The following is a 17178-nucleotide window of genomic DNA, read 5'->3' on the forward strand; positions in this document are numbered from 1 at the left end:
TAGGAGCACAGCCTATGTCTCTTCCCTTGCTTGCCGATCGCCCCACCACGCAAAACGTGCGGGTGAACCGCTACTTTGTACCCAGCGACGAAACCCCGCCCGTCTATCGCCCCGACGACCCGACGGGCATCGAGAATGTCATCCGCGCCGCCTACCGGCAGATCTTCAGCGAACACCTGATGCTGGAGAGCTACCGGCAAAAAGCTCTGGAGTCCCAGTTGCGCAACGGGGCGATCTCGGTGAAAGAGTTTATCCGTGGCCTGGGCAAATCGGAGGTGTACCGGGATCTGGTCATGGTTCCTAACGACAACTACCGCTTCGTCGAGGTCACCTTCCAGCGCTTCCTGGGCCGGCCCACCTACAGCCAGCAGGAGCGCATCAAATACTCCATCATCCTTGCCACCCGCGGGCTGGACGGCTTTATTGATGCTGTCATCGATAGTGAGGAGTACAACGCCGCCTTTGGGGACGATGTGGTGCCCTACCAGCGCCGTCGCCTCTCAGAGAAGCCGGCCAACCTGGTGACCCCCCGCTACGGAGCGCGGTGGCGGGATGTTTCCGGCGTGAAGCGCTCGACGCGGGAAGTGGTGCGCACCTATCGAATTACTCGTCCTCCCAAGCCGGGGGATCCGGAAAACTTCCTCAACATGGCCCGCATGCTCAATCCCAAGCCGGCAGCGCGGCAAAACATCAGTGTCTTCGATCTGAAGATCCCTGACATGACCACCAACCGCCGCTGAGGTTGGGCAGCCCACCCGCCGCATCTTCCTCCATTTGCCAAGCCGGTCAAGCCGATCATCCGACACCGCTGGGGTGGATCGGCTTTTCGGCCTGGTTGGAGTAGGATTCGTTATAATTTGGGTGATGCTTCTTAACACTTGGGTTGCATGAAGAATCCAGTTGTACGGGCTTTTTTCGTCGGCAAGGCGGTGGCCGACGTGCTGCGAGAGCGCTTGGAGAGCACCTTCGCCGACATTGCTGGGGAAGTGGGCAAGGTGTGGGCGGAGCTCCAAGAGGGCTGGCAGACTTTTGCTCAGGATGTCATGGCCCGGGCTGAGGCGGAAGCATCGCTAGCTACCCAAGCAATAGTGCCGCCGCCCTTCAAGACAGAGGATCTGCAGGCAACCTTGGACGACCTACGGGCAGAGGTGGCGCAGTTGCGCTCCGAATTGCAGAAGTATCGGAGTCGAAACGCTTGAACGCCAGCACACTCCGATCCCGAACCTTTTTGGGATCCGAACCCGTCAAGCCCTATACCGCCTACCGTTGGGCCCGGGAAAACTACACCCGCTGGGGCCGCCTTCTGGATATTTGGCGATTTGTGCTCACCTGGCTGTTCTACCTCTGGCTGGATCAGCAGGCGTGGAGCTACGGGGGGCAGGCCACACCAGAGCGCAAGGCCAAACGCCGCCGCGCCAGAGCCATCTGGATCCGTGAGACGCTGCTCCACCTGGGCCCTACCTTTATTAAGGTGGGGCAGTTTTTCTCCACCCGCGCCGATCTCTTCCCCGCCGAGTATGTCGAGGAGCTGTCCAAGCTGCAGGATCGGGTGCCCGCCTTTGGCTACGAACAGGTGGCGGCCATCGTGCAGCAAGAGTTGGGCAAGCCGATTGAGCAGATCTACAGCTATTTCGATCCCACCCCTTTGGCTGCAGCCAGCTTGGGACAGGTACATCGCGCCAAGCTCAAGACTGGCGAAGAAGTCGTTGTCAAGGTGCAGCGTCCGGGCCTGACCCGCCTGTTCACGATTGATCTGGAGATCTGCCGCGGGATCGCCGAGTTTTTTCAGTACCGCACCCGGTGGGGCGGGCCGGGCCGAGACTGGATCGGCATCTACGAAGAGTGCCGCCGCACCCTCTGGGAGGAAGTGGACTACCTCAACGAGGGCCGCAACGCCGACACCTTTCGCCGCAACTTTCGGGATATGCCGCAAATTGCCGTCCCCAAAGTGTACTGGCGCTACACTTCCCCCCGCCTGCTGACGCTGGAATACCTGCCGGGGATCAAGATCAGCGACTACGAAGCCCTGAGTGCGGCGGGGCTGGATCGCAAGATTTTGGCCCGCTTGGGGGCAGAGGCCTATTTGCGGCAACTGCTCAAGGACGGCTTTTTTCACGCCGATCCCCACCCTGGCAACATTGCCGTCAAGCCGGATGGCACGCTGATCTTCTACGACTTCGGCATGATGGGGCGCATTCGCCCCGGCATCAAGGAAAAGCTGATGGCCATGCTGGCGGCTGTGGTGGCCAAAAATGCCGACCTGGTGGTGGCCTCGCTGGTGGAGCTGGGGGTGCTGGTGCCCACCGCCGATCTGGCGCCGGTGCGTCGCTCGGTGCAGTACATGCTGGATCACTTTATGGATAAACCCTTTTCCAGCAACCCAGGAGAAATCTCCGTGGCGGCCATCAGCGAAGACCTCTACGAGCTGGCCTACGATCAGCCGTTTCGCTTTCCCGCCACCTTTACCTTCGTGATGCGGGCCCTGACCACGTTGGAGGGGCTGGGAAAAGGGTTGGATCCGGAGTTCAATTTTCTGGAAGTGGCCAAGCCTTTCGCGGAGGAGCTGATGAACGGCAGCAGACCGGAGACGGAGACTCTGCTAGCCCAGGTCAGCCGCCAGGCGGCAGAGTTCACCAGTAGCAGCCTCAGCTTGCCCCGCCGTCTTGAATCGACCTTGCGCAAGTTGGAACAGGGGGAACTGCGCCTGCGGGTTCGCTCGAGCGAGGCAGAGCGCCTGATGCGCCGGCTGAACAACACCGGCCTGGGCACCATTTACGCAGTGTTGTTTGCAACCTTTTTTCTCAGCGCAACCCAGCTATTTTTGGCTGGGCATGCTACTTTAGCGATTGTCACCCTGGCTTTGGCCGTTCTCGCCGCCTTGGCGCTGGTCAGGGTACTCTTAAAGGCAAATGGATCAGAGCGACTGATGTGATGCGACGATACGCCTGCGCTACGGATCCAGGCAAGGTCCGCAGCAGCAATCAGGATGCCTACTACTGTGATCCAGAAGGACGTTACTTCATCGTTGCCGATGGCATGGGAGGGCACGCTGCCGGAGCAACAGCCAGCCTGTTGGCGGTTCAGGTCATTCGCGAGTGCCTTGAGCGGGGTTGGCAGACCGTGCCAGCGCCCAAGCTGCTCAGCGAAGCGATAGAAGCAGCCAACGAGGCCATTCTGAAAGACCAGCGGGAAAACCCAGAGCGGGCAGACATGGGCACCACCGTGGTGGTGGCTATGGTGGATCCCCACAACAACTGCTGGAGTGCTCACATTGGCGACTCCCGCCTCTACCGCCTGCGCGGATCCCAGATGCAGCAGATGACGGAGGATCACACCTTGGTGGCCCGCTCGGTTCGCCAAGGGGAGTTGACGCAAGAGCAAGCCCGCGTCCACCCCTGGCGACATATTCTCGAGCGCTGCCTGGGCCGGCCCGATGCGGGGCCGCCTGCCGTCCAGCCAATTACAGTTTGTCCGGGGGATCGCCTGCTGTTGTGTAGTGACGGGCTCACCGAAGAGCTGGATGACGAGGCTATCGCCGAGTATTGCCTGCAGGTAGAGGACTTGGAGCAGCTCCCCCGCAAGTTAATCGAGGCGGCCAAAGAGCGGGGCGGGCGAGACAACATCACGGTGGTGATCGCCGAATACGCTTAGTTGTGCCCTTCTAGAGGCAGTATTGCCGGTAGACCTCGCCAGCGGCGCGGTGCAGCAGCGAGTGGCGGTACACAAGGTGGGCAAGGTCTTTGCCATAGCCGCCGCCGATAACGCAGGCAACGGGGTAGCCTCGCTTTAAGCAGGTGTCCAGCACCTGCATGTCGCGGCGAAACAGCCCCTCGTCGCTGAGGGCCAGCTTGCCCAAGAGGTCTTCGCGGTGGGGATCCACCCCCGCGTCGTAGAGCACCAGATCCGGGCGCACCTGGGCCAAGAGATCTGGCAAGTGGTCGGCCAAGATTTGTAGATAGGCTTCGTCTTCCAGGCCCACCGGCAGGGGCACGTCCAGGTCGCTCTGTTGTTTGGTGGCCGGGAAATTGGCGGCGCAGTGCATGGAAAAGGTAAACACCCGCGGCTCGGAGCGGAAGATCCAGGCGGTGCCGTCGCCCTGGTGCACATCCAGGTCGACAATCAGAACCTTGTGCACCAGCCCCTGCTGCAGCAGGACTTGGGCGGCAATGGCCAGGTCGTTGAAAATACAGAAGCCGGCGCCGTAGGTGGGAAAGGCGTGGTGGGTGCCGCCGGCGGTGTTGCAAGCCAGGCCGTGGCGCAGGGCCAACTGGGCGGTCAGGACGGTGCCGCCCACGGCTCGACAGGTGCGCCGCACCAGCTCAGGGCTCCAGGGCAGGCCGATGCGCCGCTGCAGCTTGGCCTCCAGGGATCCCTCACAGTAGGCCCGCACGTACTCTGGCGTGTGCACCGATTCGATCCAGGCCAGGGGAGGCAGCTCCGGCTGGTACACTTGCTGAGGGCGGATCACCCCTTCCCGCAGCAGTAGCTCGTGCAGGAGGCGAAATTTTTGCATGGGAAAGCGGTGGCCCGGCGGCAGGGGGGCGCTGTAGTCGGGGTGGTAAACAACGGGCAAAGACATTCAAGGCAACCGGATCGACGAGGGTGAGCATGGCCTATTGGGGCCCCAGTGCTTATGGTAGAGGTAGCCTACTCTTGCCAGGGCCCTGCTCTCTTCTCTGTATCGTCGCCATCCCCTATGTTCACTTCCTCGGATCCCTTTTTGGATCGCCTCTTGGCCCAGCGCTATCGCCTCACCCATCTGCTGGGGCAAGGAGGCATGGGGCGGGTCTATTTGGCCCAAGATCTGCTCTTTGGTGGGGTGGAAGTGGCTATTAAGCTGCTCTCCCAGCCGGCGATGGACGAGCAGGCCCGCCTGCGCTTTGAGCGGGAAGCGAAAGCCTGCGCCGCTTTGGGCCAAAAGAGCCTGCACATTGTCAAGGTGAGCGACTACGGCATCACTACCGATGGGGTGCCCTTCTATGTGATGGAATACCTGAACGGCCAAACCCTCAAGGATATTCTGGCGGCGGGACCTCTGCCTCTGGAGCGCTTTTTTCGCCTGGCCCGCCAAATTGGCCTGGGGCTCAAAGCGGCCCACGAAGGGATCCTCTTGGAAGGGCAGCGGATCCAGGTCATCCACCGCGACCTCAAGCCGGCCAACGTGATCGTGGTGGCCGACGAGAGCTTGGGGGAGCTGGCGAAGCTGGTGGATTTCGGCATTGCCAAGTTGCTCAACACCCGGGAGTCGCTGAGCCTCACCCACGCCTACCTGGGGACGCTGGCCTACTCCTCCCCAGAGCAATTGGAAGGGTTGCCGCTGGATGCCCGCTCCGACATCTACAGCTTCGGGATCATCCTCTACCAGATGGTGTCGGGCCAGATGCCCCTCCAGCCCACCACGGAATCTTTCCCGGGCTGGTACCAGGCCCACCACAAGCAGCGCCCCCTGCCTCTGGAAGAGCTGGGACTGCCCGCTGGCCTCTCCGACCTCATCCTCAGTTGTTTGGCCAAAGATCCGGCTGCCCGTCCGCCCACGGTGGCCAATGTGTTGGCAGAGCTGGAGCGCATCCAAGCCGGGATCCGAGGTTCCGCCCCTGTTGCCTTTCCATCGCCAGGGATCCGTGGCGCCTCGCTTCGGGATCCTGCTCCTTTAGCCACAGCCGGCACGCTGCGTCTCAGGCCCGTGACAGGGGCCACTGCGGCGGAGAACAGGGGATCCCTGCTCCTCTTCCTGATGGGCGGGCTGCTGGGCTGGGCCCTCGTGAGTTGGCAGTTGGGACGGTTTCTGCAGCGCCCTGCGGCTCCGGTGATCTCCGGCTCTCGCCCCTCGCCAGCTCCCACGGAGTTAGAGGATGAGCGCCCAGGAGCGGATGCGCAGCCCGATACGGCCCCTGAACCTCTTGCTCTGGAGCGGGTCAACGGCGGTGCTGCCCAGGACGCCGGCAAGAGGGAGCGGGATCCGGCGCCGGAGCTGGAGCCCTACAGCGGCAGCGGGCCGGTGTTGCGCGCCTTCCCTCTCCAGACTTCCCGCGAGGTGGTGCGGGCCGCCCTGGGATCCCCCAGCCAGCAGGGGCGGGGCGCTTGGCCCAACACCGTGTACGACCTGTACCGCTTGGGCGGCATGAACTTGAGCCTCACCTACGACGAATCCAGCCTGGCGCTGCAACAAATCGAGGCCACCGTTGCCGACGACGTGCCCGCTCCGCAGGCAGAAGGGCTGCTGGAAGACATGCTGCAGGCCCCCTTGCCCCCCCAGTTGCAGCGAGAACTGCAGGCGGTGCGGGAAAACCGTTCTGAGCGCGTCCAGTTCCGTGTCGGCCCTTGGTCTGGCCTTGTCGAGCGCACCCCCCAGGGCCACCTCTACCTGGCCGTTTGGGATCCCCCGCCCAGCCCTTCACCTTCCCCGCCCACCGTCCCCGTTGCCCAGCCCCGTCCGGCCCCCGCCGGCCCTCCTCCCGGCCAGACCCTGCAGGAGCTGCTGCGCCGCTCACGGGAATTGCGGGGAGATTGAGCCATGTCTGCTTCCGAAGACAAGAATCCTGTGCTGGGCACCGTCGCCCGCTTCTTCAAGACCCTGGCGAGACCCTTTCCGGTCGGGCCTACGCTTCTCCTCAAGCCCGCCGAGCCTCCTCCCCCCAAGCGCCCGGTGCGCCTGCGGATCACCTGCCCAGGAGAGCCCCCCCAAGTGGTCACCCTGCAGGGATCCGACATTCTGGGTCGCAGCCAGACGGTGGCCACCATCCGCATCCGCGCTCCTGCGGTGAGCCATCTGCACGCCCGCATCCGTCCGCGTCCGGGCTGGCGTCTGCCCGGCCTGGGGTGGCGGATCCCGTTGCCCCCAATTCTCTACTGGCTGGGGTGGAACGCCGGTCGCTACCAACTGGAAGATCAAGACTCCACCAACGGCGTCTTTCGCCTCAAGCCCTTTGGCGGCGCCGAGCGGGTGCGGCGAGTGATCCTGCGCCATGGCCAGCGACTCAGCCTTGGCCCGCCCCGGGATCCGGAGAGCGTGTTCATTCAGGTGTTGGATCCACCGCCGCCGCAGGTGTACGGGGTGCGCGGCTGCCTGATCCTGATGGCGCTCTTGGGGCTGGGGGTGAGAATTTGGATCGGCCATGAGTGGAGCAAGTTCTCAGTAGAACCGCCGCTCGCCGCCGATCGCAACCCCCTCATCGTCCTGGCCGGGGATCGGCAAACCGAACTGCGCCGCCACCAGGGGGATATCTATCGGGAGCTGCCCAACCTCGAGGCCTTCGGCCCGATTCTGCCCAAAGTGGTGGTGGCCGCCGAAGATCACCGCTTCTACTCCCACTTCGGGGTCGATCTGCTGGGCATTGCCCGCGCCTTTTGGGTCAACCTGCGCTCCGGAGAGGTGCAGCAGGGGGGCAGCTCCATCAGCCAACAACTGGCCCGCACCGTGTTGCGCGACTACACCGGCTCAGGCAACACCTTTGGCCGCAAGCTGCGGGAGGCTGTTGCCGCCCTCAAGCTGGAGCGGCGCTACAGCAAAGACGAAATCCTCACCCTCTACCTCAACAACGTCTACTTGGGCAACGGCATCTACGGCTTTGAGACCGCCGCCCAGTTCTACTTCGGGATCCCCAGCCGCCAGCTCAGCCTTTCCGAAGCCGCCACCCTGGCCGCCATCCTGCCTGCTCCCAATGCCTTCAACCCCATCGCCAACTACGATGCCGCCGTGCGGGGCCGGGATCGGGTGTTGGATCGCCTCAGCGAGCTCCAAGTCTTCCCAGAAGAGGAGATTCGGCGGGCCCGGCGCAGCCGCCTCACCCTCAACCCCAATCTGCGCTCCCAGACCTCGACGGTTGCCCCTTACTTCTACAGCACCGTCTTCCAGGAGCTGCGGCAGCTTCTGGGCCAAGACCTCTCGGCAGAGGGCAACTTCATCATCGAGACCACACTGCATTTGCCCTACCAGCGGCTGGCGGAGCAGGCCCTGGCCCAAACGGTGCGCGAGGTGGGCTCCCGCCTGGGCTTCAGTCAGGGTGCCTTGGTCAGCCTCGACAGCCGCAACGGTGAAATCCTGGCCTTAGTAGGTGGGATCGACTACAACGCCAGCCCCTTCAACCGGGCTACCCAAGCCCAACGGCAGCCGGGATCCACCTTCAAAGTCTTCACCTACGCCGCCGCCCTCAGCCAGGGGATCCCGCTTTCGCAGGTGCTCTCCTGTGAGCCGCTTACTTGGGGCAACCTCACCTTTCAGGGCTGCCGCTCGGGAAGTGCCCCCATGGACTTGGCCCGCGGCTTGATCCTCTCCGAAAACGTAATCGCCCTGCGGCTGGCCCAACAGGTGGGGCTGGAGCAGGTGGTGGCCATGGCGCGGCAAATGGGGATCCAATCCCCCTTGCAGCCCTATCCTTCCCTGGTACTCGGCACGATGGAGGTGAACCTGCTGGAGCTGACCGCGGCCTTTGCTCCTTTGGCCAATCGCGGCCTTTGGTCCAGGCCCCACACCATCCGCCGCATCTTGGATAGCAGCGATTGCGCCAACCCCGACGACTTTCGCACCTGCCGCGAGATCTACCCAGGCCGCGAGGATCCCCGCTCGCAGCGGCTGGTTTTGTCGGCAAGCGTCGCCCAGCAGATGACCGCCGTATTGCAAGGCGTGATCCGCTCCGGCACCGGCACTGCCGCTCGCCTTGGGATCGGAGAAGCGGGCAAAACCGGCACCACCACCGCCAACAAGGATCTGCTCTTTATCGGCTACACACCCAACCCGCCTCTGGTAACCGGCATTTGGCTGGGCAACGACGACGCCGGCCCCACCGGCGGCAGCAGCAGCATTGCCGCCCAAACTTGGAGAAACTACATGAGCCAAGTCATCACGGAATAAAAACCTTGGGATCCCTGGCTTTGCCTGTTGGAGCGAAGCTGTATGACTGTCCCTCTGATTCAAAACCCTGATGTTCTAGAAAGCCGACTCAAGGAGATTCCCAGCGAACCTGGTGTCTATTTGATGCGAGATGCCACCGACCAGATTCTCTATGTGGGCAAATCGAAGAAGTTGCGATCTCGCGTGCGATCCTATTTTCGCTTTACCGGCGACTTGCCTCCTCGCATTCAGCGCATGGTGGTTCAGGTATGCGAGATCGAGTTTATCGTAACCGATAACGAAAGCGAAGCCCTAGCCCTGGAAGACAATCTCATTAAAACCTATCAGCCGCCCTATAATGTTCTCCTCAAGGAGGAAAAAAAATACCCCTACTTGTGCATTACGTGGTCAGAGCCTTACCCTCAGATTTACATTACCCGCCACCGCCGTCTCAACCAAAATCAAGATAAGTACTACGGGCCCTATACCGATGTGGGCCTGCTGCGCTACACCCTCGGCCTGGTGAAGCGCATTTTTCCCTTGCGCCAGCGTCCCAAGCCCCTTTACAAAGATCGCCCCTGTTTGAACTACGACATCGGGCGTTGCCCTGGTGTCTGCCAAGGCTTGATCAGCCCGGAGGAGTATCGCAAGACCGTTGCTCAAGTGGCGATGATCTTCCAGGGGCAGACGGACGAGCTTATCCGGGAGTTGAAGGAGAAAATGGCCCAGGCAGCCGAGCAAGAAAATTATGAGGCGGCGGCGCGGTACCGGGATCAAATTCGTGGCCTAGAACAACTGGGCGAATCCCAGAAGGTGTCTTTGCCCAACTCTACCGTCAGCCGCGATGCCCTGGCTTTGGCTATGGATGACTCGCGAGCTTGCATCCAGTTGTTTCAGGTGCGGGCGGGCAAGTTGGTGGGACGGCTGGGGTTTATTGCTGAAAACCGTGGCGACGACCCGGCTCTTATTTTGCAGCGAGTTTTGCAAGAGCATTACCAGTACTGCGACCCGGTGGAAATTCCCTCGGAAATCTTGACCCAGTACGAGCTGCCGGATCGCGATTTTCTTGAGTCTTGGCTAAGCCAAAAAAAGGGGCGCAAGGTCAGTCTCCTTGCCCCCCAGCGGCAGAGCAAAGCGGAGCTAATTGAACTGGTAGAGCGGAACGCCCGGCTGGAGCTAGCCCGCAGCCAGCGCTTGGCAAACCGGGAGGCAGAGGCGCTGGAACGCCTGGCAGAAGTTTTGGATTTGCCGGCAGCTCCCCGCCGCTTGGAAGCCTACGACATTTCCCACCTCCAGGGATCCGATGCGGTGGGCAGCCAGGTGGTGTTTATCGACGGCTTGCCAGCCAAGCAGCACTACCGCCGCTACCGGATCCGCAACCCCGAGGTGCGGCCCGGCCACTCCGACGATTTTGCCAGCCATGCCGAAGTGGCGCGGCGTCGCTTCAGCAAAATGACCCCTGAGGATCAGCCGGACTTGGTGCTCATTGATGGCGGCAAGGGGCAATTGGCGGCAGTCATGGCGGTCTTGGCAGAGCTGGGCCTGGATCACCTGCCAGTGATTGCCCTGGCCAAGCGGGAGGAAGAGATCTTTCGGCCCGGGGATCCGCTGCCGCTGCGGCTGCCGCCCCAGGATCCGGCCCGCCTGCTGTTGCAGCGCCTCCGCGATGAGGCACACCGCTTTGCCCTGGCCTACCATCGCCAGCAGCGGCAGCTACGCCAACAGGCTTCTGTCCTGGAGGAGATCCCTGGCCTGGGCAAGCAGCGCCAAAAGCTGCTAATGGAGGCGTTTCGCTCCCTTGCCCGCATTCAAATGGCCACAGAAGAGCAGTTGGCCCAGGTGCCAGGTATTGGCCCCAAGCTGGCCCGCCAGATTTACCGCTACTTCCATCCAGAAGCCGAAACAGAGTCGCCAGCAACGGCAGAAGGGGGGTGAAGGGCCAAACTTAACGATTCAAGCTGGCCTATTATCGTGGAGTCTGCCATTTGCCGGGCAACCGTTCTCGGCCAAGGGGATCCAAGTGAAGGTAGCGCTGTTGCAACTCAACTACACCGTTGGCGATCTCAGCGGCAATGCTGAACGCATCCGTGCGGCGGTCGAGGCAGTGGCGGCGGCAGGAGCGGAGCTGGCCATTACGTCTGAGCTGGCCCTGTTGGGGTACCCACCCCGGGATCTGCTGCTCTATCCAGCTCTCATCGAGAGGGCGGGCCAAGTTTTGCAGCAGTTGGCCGCCCGGCTGCAGGAGAGCATTCCGGTGGTGGTGGGATCCGTGCAGCCCAACCCTCTGCCGGAGGGGCGGCCCCTCTACAATGCGGCAGCCTGGCTGGAAAGGGGGCAGATCCGCCACTGGTTCCAGAAGTCGCTCCTGCCCACCTACGATGTCTTCGACGAGGATCGCTACTTCGAGCCGGGATCCCCGCCCCCGCCCATTGAGTACCGGGGCCGCCGACTGGGCTTTACCATCTGTGAAGACATCTGGAACGACCGCGACTTCTGGCAGCACTGCCGCTACCACCGCGATCCAGTAGAAGAGATGGCCCGCTGCGGCGCCGATTTGCTGATTAACCTTTCCGCCTCCCCTTTTAGCTTGGGCAAGCAAAAATTGCGGGTGGAGATGCTGGGATCTCTAGCCCGCAAGCACGCCCTGCCCATCCTCTACGTCAACCAGGTGGGAGGCAACGACGACCTCATCTTTGACGGGGCCAGTTGCGCCCTAGATGGCCGAGGCCGGCTGGCGGCCCAAGCTGCTGCTTTTGCGCCGGATCGGCTCATCGTGGATGTGGAGGCGCTGCTCCATCCCCGTGATGAGGAACCCAGCCCGCCGGGATCCCGCTGGCCAACAGAGCCGGAAGCAGAGCTGTACGAAGCCTTGGTTTTGGGCACCCGCGACTACGTCAGCAAATGTGGCTTTCGCGAGGTGTTGCTGGGCCTGTCGGGAGGGATCGACTCGGCTGTTACTGCCGTTATCGCCGCCGACGCCCTAGGGCCAGAGCGGGTGCTGGGAGTGCTCATGCCCTCTCCGTATTCCAGTCCCGGCAGCCTGACGGACGCTTACCAACTGGCGCAAAACCTAGGGATCCCGACCCTGAAGCTCCCCATTCACGCGATTATGGAAAGCTACCAACATCTCTTGGCCGAGCCTTTTGCTGGCCTCCCCCCCGACATCACCGAAGAGAACCTGCAGTCCCGCATCCGCGGCACCCTACTCATGGCCCTCTCCAACAAGTTTGGCCGGCTGCTTTTGACCACGGGCAACAAGTCGGAGCTGGCAGTGGGCTACTGCACCATCTACGGGGATATGTCCGGTGGCTTGGCGGTGATCTCCGATGTGCCCAAAACCTGGGTCTACCGCCTGGCCCGCTGGATCAACCGGCAGCAGGAGCGGATCCCCCTTCCCATCCTCAGCAAGCCCCCCTCGGCAGAGCTGCGGCCGAACCAGCGAGATAGCGACAGCCTACCCCCCTATGACGTGCTGGACGCCATCCTGCAGCGGCACGTTGAACAGCACCAATCCGCTGCCGAGCTGGTGGCCCAAGGGTTTGATCCCGATACCGTACACCAGGTGCTGCGGCTGGTGCAAAATGCCGAGTTCAAGCGCCACCAGGCTCCTCCAGGACTGCGGGTCACTGACCGGGCCTTTGGCACTGGCTGGCGCATGCCCATTGCCAAACGCCAGGAAGGGATCTGTTTTTGATTTTGCCTTCACCCCCGGCCCCTCTCCCTCAGGGAGAGGGGGGTTGCCGCAAGCCAAGTTTCTAGATCAGCCCCAGCCAGGAGGCGACGCCTTGGCCGGTCACCGCTTCGATGACAATGGCCAGGACAAAGCCAATCATAGCTGCGCGACCGTTGAGACGCTCGGCATATTCGTTAAAGCCAAACTTGGGCTCAGACAGGTTGGGGTTGGACATAAGAACCTCCGCTGTGTGCTTTGAAGCAAAAAGAGTGGAATCTGTAAAGAATGAAAACAAGAATGCCACCCACCCTTCAGTATAGTTTGCATTTCTTTACGAATGCAAGAAAGAAGCTGCCGATGACCAGTGTTCCGGTTGAGGACAAGAGCCAGGTTCCTAGGTGCGGCGTTTCATCTCTCCTCCCTAGCCCAGAACGGCAGGGATCCCTGTTACAAAAGTTCGGAAATCGCAGCCTTCCCACCGACTAGGGTAATCTGAAGTGCAGGTCAACGGAGAAAACCCCTATGGCGATTCAGCGTGGTGCCAAAGTCCGTGTGTTGCGGAAAGAATCCTACTGGTATCGGGATGTGGGAACGGTGGCAGCGGTGGATACCAGCGGCATCCTCTACCCGGTGATCGTCCGCTTTGACAAGGTTAACTACTACAACATCAACACCAACAACTTCCGCGAGGACGAGCTGGAGGTGGTGGAAGAGCCCAAGCCCAAAGCCAAAGCTACCTCTGCCAAGTAAACCAAGCTTTCGGCCTTCCTGTCCTGTGCCCGAGCTGCCCGAGGTTGAAACCGTCAGGCGGGATCTGCAGCGCCTTACTCTAGGTCTGCGCATCCTGGCGGTGGAGGTGCTTCTCCCTCGCACCGTGGCCTACCCTGGCAAAGAGGAGTTTGAGCAGGGGCTGGCTGGTACCTGTTTGACTCAGTGGCAGCGGCGAGGCAAGTATCTCTTGGGATCCCTGGACTCCGGAGCGGTTCTGGGTGTGCATCTGCGCATGACCGGGCAACTGCTCTGGGTTCAGGGATCCGCGCCTTTGCCGGTTCATACTCGCGTCCGGCTGCGCCTGGAGCAGGGGTGGGAGCTGCGCTTTGTTGATCTGCGCACCTTTGGCCAGATGTGGCTGGTGCCCGCCGGGGTGGAGCCGGAGACGGTGATCCCCGCCCTGCAGAGCTTGGGGCCGGAGCCGCTGTCGCCGGCCTTTTCAGAAATCTATTTCCAAGCTGCTTTGCAGAAGAGCCGCCGCCCCATCAAAACTGCCCTGCTGGATCAGGGCCTGGTGGCGGGGGTGGGCAACATTTACGCTGATGAGGCCCTGTTTTTGAGCGGTATTCACCCTTTGATGCCCGCCTCGCAGCTTTCCGACGCTGCCAAAAGCCGCCTGCGGCAAGCTTTGATCGAGGTGTTGCGGGTTGGGCTGGAGCAGCGGGGCACCACCCTGCGTGATTACCGGGATCTGCGTGGGATCAACGGCAACTATCAAGGTCAAGCCTGGGTGTACAGTCGGGAAGGGGATCCCTGCCGCCTCTGCGGCACCCCCATTCAGCGGCTTAAGCTGGCGGGCCGCTCAGCCCACTTTTGCCCCCGCTGCCAGCCGCCCCCAGGCCAGGTTGCAACTGGATGGCGGATCCCCCGCGAACAGCTATAGTTCTGGGTTGATCTCCAGCTCCCCTCTCCCAGAGGGAGAGAGGCCGACGGTGAGGGAGGGATCCCGGTGAAAAAGGTGGTAGGGCCTCGGTCTTGGGGCGTCTTCGGCGGGATAGCTTTGTGGGGGATAGGGATCCCGGCACTTCCTGTTTTTGCCCAACTGGAGCTGGATGCCCAACTGGGCCGATCCCAAGTTGTTGCCCCCAGCAAAGATTGCCCCGCCTGCGACCTGACGGGAGCCGAGCTGCCAGGCGTGGATTTGTGGGGGGCCAACCTCAAAGAAGCCATCCTCAAGCAGGCCAATCTGCAAGCTGCCAACCTCTCCCAGGCAATCCTCAACTTGGCCGATTTGCGCGGCGCCAACCTGAGCAGCACGGATCAGGGCGGGGCCTTTCTGTGGGAGGCGGATCTCAGCCAAGCCAACCTCCAGCAGGCCAATCTCACAGGGGCTAACCTCCAGGTGGCCAACCTCAGCGAAGCCGATTTGCGCGGGGCTGTTCTTGCCGGCGCCGACCTGACAGGAGCCAACCTACGCCAGGCCGATCTGCGCGGGGCCGACCTGCGGGGAGCTTTTCTGGAGGGAGCGGATCTAACTGGCGCCTTGTACAACGCCCAGACCCAACTGGATCCCACCTTTAGCCCCAGCGCCCACGGCATGGTCTTTGTGAAAAACTAGCCCCCCTCTCCCTTGGGGGGAGGGGCCGGGGGTGAGGGCTAGCTCCCTCTTTTGGGCAGATTAAGCTTAGCCCCCTTCCTGGCCGGGATCCCCTGCCATGAGTTCCCCTGTGCGAGTTCTGATTGCCGACGACCATCCCCTATTTCGGCTGGGGCTAAAGTTTGCCCTGCAAGCACAAGGATTTGAGGTGGTGGCCGAAGCGGAGACGGGATCCCAGGCCGTTGAGTACTGCCGCCACAACCCTCCCGACGTGGCCATTTTGGATGTGCGCATGCCGGATGGAGACGGGATCCTGGCCTGCCAGCAGATTGTTGAGCTGGGCCTGTCGGTGGTGGTGGTGATGATGACCACCTTTCAGGAGCCGGCCTTGGTCGAGGCAGCGCGACGAGCGGGGGCCAAAGGCTACCTCTCCAAAGAAACCGACCCGGCGGAGCTGGCCCGCGTGATTCGGCAAATTCTGGCCACTCCCGATCAAGACTGGCTGCCCACCCCCCAAGCGTTGCCCAAGCTCACCCCCCGCGAGCTGTGCGTGTTGCAACTGATGAAGGAGGGCCTGGCCAACAAGCAGATTGCCCGCCGCCTGGGCCTCAGCATCGAAACCGTGAAAGAATACGCCAGCGCCGCCTACCGCAAGCTGGACGCCACCGACCGCGTCACCGCCCTGCTCAAGGCGCAACAACTGGGAATTCTCTAAGTACAAAGCCCCTATCCTCCTCCCCTCTCCCTCAGGGAGAGGGGCCGGGGGTGGTCGCGTGAGCGGCGCGGAGCGCTTGGGCAGTCCGGCGTTTCCCCCCAGAGGTGGGGATGCCTGCAATCCGGATCCCTTGCATACTGTTGCTATCTTGGCAGCCTTTACCCGCGTACGGCTATGTCTGCTCCTTCCCCACTGTTGCTCAAACTTGCCCTGCGTCTGCTTGGCTCTCTGAAGATCCCGGTGGATCGGCGCAGGATCCGCGAGCGTGGCTTTGTTCTACCGGTCGCCATCTTGATTGTGCTGGTGTTGAGCTTGGTAACGGTGGGCCTGCTCACCCGCTCCACCCAGCGCAACATCCAAACCCAGGTGGAACGGGCGGGGCAGACGGTTAGCCGACAACTAAACGCCGCCATCGACCGGGCGCGGGCCAAGATTGACTACCTGGTGCGGGATCCCCGCCTGCCTGCCGGCACCCCTACTGATGCCCAACTTGCCGCGGCCTTGATTAACGACGGGGCGGGAGGGCTGCTCCCGCGGGATGAGAACGAGCCCTACATCCTCCCCGATGAAACCCAGTTCGAAATTACAACCAACATCGAGGTGGAGGATCCCAACAACCCCGGGCAAACCCTGCCTGTGCCGGTACGGGCGCCGGCCTGGTGGTTTTTGGTGGACACCGACAACAACGGCGTCAACGACTCCGTAACTGCCTACACCATTCTCAACACCCGTCGGGCTGCTGGCGCTGGCTTTGAGGATAGCCAGCTAACGGATACGGAGCGGGCGCGGCGCCTGATGATCCGCAGTGGCCCCCTGCAAGGGTCGGCCCTGAACCCCTGTACCGACAAAGCCGCCGAGCAGACCGCCAACCCCAACGTGGGAGACTGGTTCCAGGCGGGATCGGCGCTGTACAAGCCTTTCCAAGTCTTTGCCGTCACCTTGCCCATTCAAGGCGCCGACTCCACCACCCGCGCCATCTCGGCTTTGCAGTTCCAGCAGGATCGGCGGCGGGATCTCCTCAACAAGTGGGGGGCCTTCAGCCGCGGTGACCTAGAGTTCTTCTTCACTCCCCCCTACAACTGGAACGGCGCCATCTACGCCGGCGGCAGCCTTTTCTTCCGCTATCGCTCCACCAACTCGTTCCGGGCTTTCACCATCAGCTCGGAGCAATCCTGCTTCTACATGCCTGTAGATAACTCGGAGATTACTGCCTTCGGAGAGCTGGTGGCAGGGGCTATTGGCTACGCTGGCCAGGAGGTGAGCGATAGCCTGGTTTTCGATGTGCACTCCGGCGAGCAAGACGTAGCACCGAGGGTGTCGGTCAGTCTAAACAACCTGAACTTTGACTCGGTGCAAAACGGGGTGGAGCCGGAGAGTGTGGCCCTGGATCCGCTGGAGCTCCACCTTTTCGGCCGCATCCGCACCCGAGGAAATTACCAGCAAGACGCGGCTGGATGGGCGGCTTCTCCTCTCAACGCCGAACGGGGAGACAACCCCGGGCGGATCAAGGCCGGCGGTTTTCAGGCCGGTTCCGACCAGGTCTGCCCGCCCTACGTGGACGATGTCTATCGGGCCGACAACCGCTTTGGGCCCAAGGCCAGCTACGAGCCTCCACCCGTGACGCCTGACCCGCAGAAGGGCTGCAACGACCC

Annotated in this window: 14 protein-coding genes and 1 pseudogene; 13 read left to right on the forward strand and 2 right to left on the reverse strand. The window is 62.2% G+C overall.

The features are described 5' to 3' along the window. Positions 1-14: 14 nt before the first annotated feature. From NW863_RS03830 to NW863_RS03845, 4 genes are all read left to right on the forward strand, one after another. Positions 15-740: a phycobilisome rod-core linker polypeptide gene (locus NW863_RS03830; protein ID WP_414364544.1), complete on the forward strand. Its 726-nt coding sequence runs from the start codon at positions 15-17 to the stop codon at positions 738-740. Between the two features lie 147 nt (positions 741-887). Continuing rightward, positions 888-1199 carry a DUF6825 family protein gene (locus tag NW863_RS03835; RefSeq protein ID WP_414364546.1) on the forward strand — a complete coding sequence of 104 codons (312 nt, stop codon included), beginning with the start codon at positions 888-890 and terminating at the stop codon, positions 1197-1199. Beyond that, positions 1196-2932 (forward strand): ABC1 kinase family protein, encoded by a 1737-nt coding sequence (locus tag NW863_RS03840; protein WP_414364549.1) that lies wholly within the window; start codon positions 1196-1198, stop codon positions 2930-2932. The genes NW863_RS03835 and NW863_RS03840 overlap by 4 nt, the downstream gene beginning before the upstream one ends. After that, a complete protein-coding gene (locus tag NW863_RS03845; RefSeq protein WP_414364551.1) occupies positions 2932-3651 on the forward strand; it encodes a Stp1/IreP family PP2C-type Ser/Thr phosphatase in 720 nt (239 codons plus the stop codon). Before NW863_RS03840 ends, NW863_RS03845 begins: the two co-directional genes overlap by 1 nt. Before the next feature lie 10 nt (positions 3652-3661). On the opposite strand, the gene NW863_RS03850 is transcribed toward NW863_RS03845, so the two are convergent. Further along, on the reverse strand, positions 3662-4579 hold the full coding sequence (locus NW863_RS03850; protein ID WP_414364554.1) for a histone deacetylase: 918 nt from the start codon (positions 4577-4579) through the stop codon (positions 3662-3664). A 117-nt stretch (positions 4580-4696) separates the two neighbouring features. Between NW863_RS03850 and NW863_RS03855 the strand changes: the two genes are divergently transcribed. The 4 genes from NW863_RS03855 (at position 4697) to NW863_RS03870 (ending at position 12524) form a co-directional block, all read left to right on the forward strand. Next, a complete protein-coding gene (locus NW863_RS03855; protein ID WP_414364556.1) occupies positions 4697-6511 on the forward strand; it encodes a protein kinase domain-containing protein in 1815 nt (604 codons plus the stop codon). Between the two features lie 3 nt (positions 6512-6514). After that, the gene (locus tag NW863_RS03860) at positions 6515-8851 is read left to right on the forward strand and encodes a transglycosylase domain-containing protein (RefSeq protein ID WP_414364558.1); all 2337 of its coding nucleotides are present in this window, start codon (positions 6515-6517) and stop codon (positions 8849-8851) included. A gap of 42 nt (positions 8852-8893) precedes the next feature. Continuing rightward, positions 8894-10765 (forward strand): excinuclease ABC subunit UvrC, encoded by a 1872-nt coding sequence (gene uvrC, locus NW863_RS03865; RefSeq protein ID WP_414364560.1) that lies wholly within the window; start codon positions 8894-8896, stop codon positions 10763-10765. Positions 10766-10850: 85 nt separating this feature from the next. Beyond that, positions 10851-12524 carry an NAD+ synthase gene (locus NW863_RS03870; protein ID WP_414364562.1) on the forward strand — a complete coding sequence of 558 codons (1674 nt, stop codon included), beginning with the start codon at positions 10851-10853 and terminating at the stop codon, positions 12522-12524. 61 nt (positions 12525-12585) lie between these two features. Here NW863_RS03870 and NW863_RS03875 read toward each other — a convergent pair whose 3' ends face one another. After that, entirely contained in the window at positions 12586-12738 is a 153-nt protein-coding gene (locus NW863_RS03875) for a chlorophyll a/b-binding protein (protein WP_011429120.1), read from the reverse strand. Positions 12739-13025: 287 nt separating this feature from the next. Here NW863_RS03875 and NW863_RS03880 point away from each other — a divergent pair, with 287 nt between their 5' ends. The 5 genes and pseudogenes from NW863_RS03880 to NW863_RS03900 all read left to right on the forward strand — a co-directional run. Then, positions 13026-13253, forward strand: coding sequence for a photosystem I reaction center subunit IV (locus NW863_RS03880; protein ID WP_414362355.1), 228 nt, complete (start codon positions 13026-13028; stop codon positions 13251-13253). Between the two features lie 25 nt (positions 13254-13278). After that, a complete protein-coding gene (locus NW863_RS03885; RefSeq protein WP_414364564.1) occupies positions 13279-14157 on the forward strand; it encodes a DNA-formamidopyrimidine glycosylase in 879 nt (292 codons plus the stop codon). 75 nt (positions 14158-14232) lie between these two features. Then, a complete protein-coding gene (locus NW863_RS03890; RefSeq protein WP_414364565.1) occupies positions 14233-14832 on the forward strand; it encodes a pentapeptide repeat-containing protein in 600 nt (199 codons plus the stop codon). A 97-nt stretch (positions 14833-14929) separates the two neighbouring features. Next, a complete protein-coding gene (locus NW863_RS03895) occupies positions 14930-15526 on the forward strand; it encodes a response regulator (RefSeq protein WP_414364567.1) in 597 nt (198 codons plus the stop codon). Between the two features lie 174 nt (positions 15527-15700). Continuing rightward, positions 15701-17178 (forward strand): annotated as a pseudogene (locus NW863_RS03900) (type II secretion system protein); the annotation flags it as partial.

This window comes from Synechococcus sp. B60.1, from assembly GCF_047462555.1.
Classification (GTDB): domain Bacteria; phylum Cyanobacteriota; class Cyanobacteriia; order Thermostichales; family Thermostichaceae; genus Thermostichus.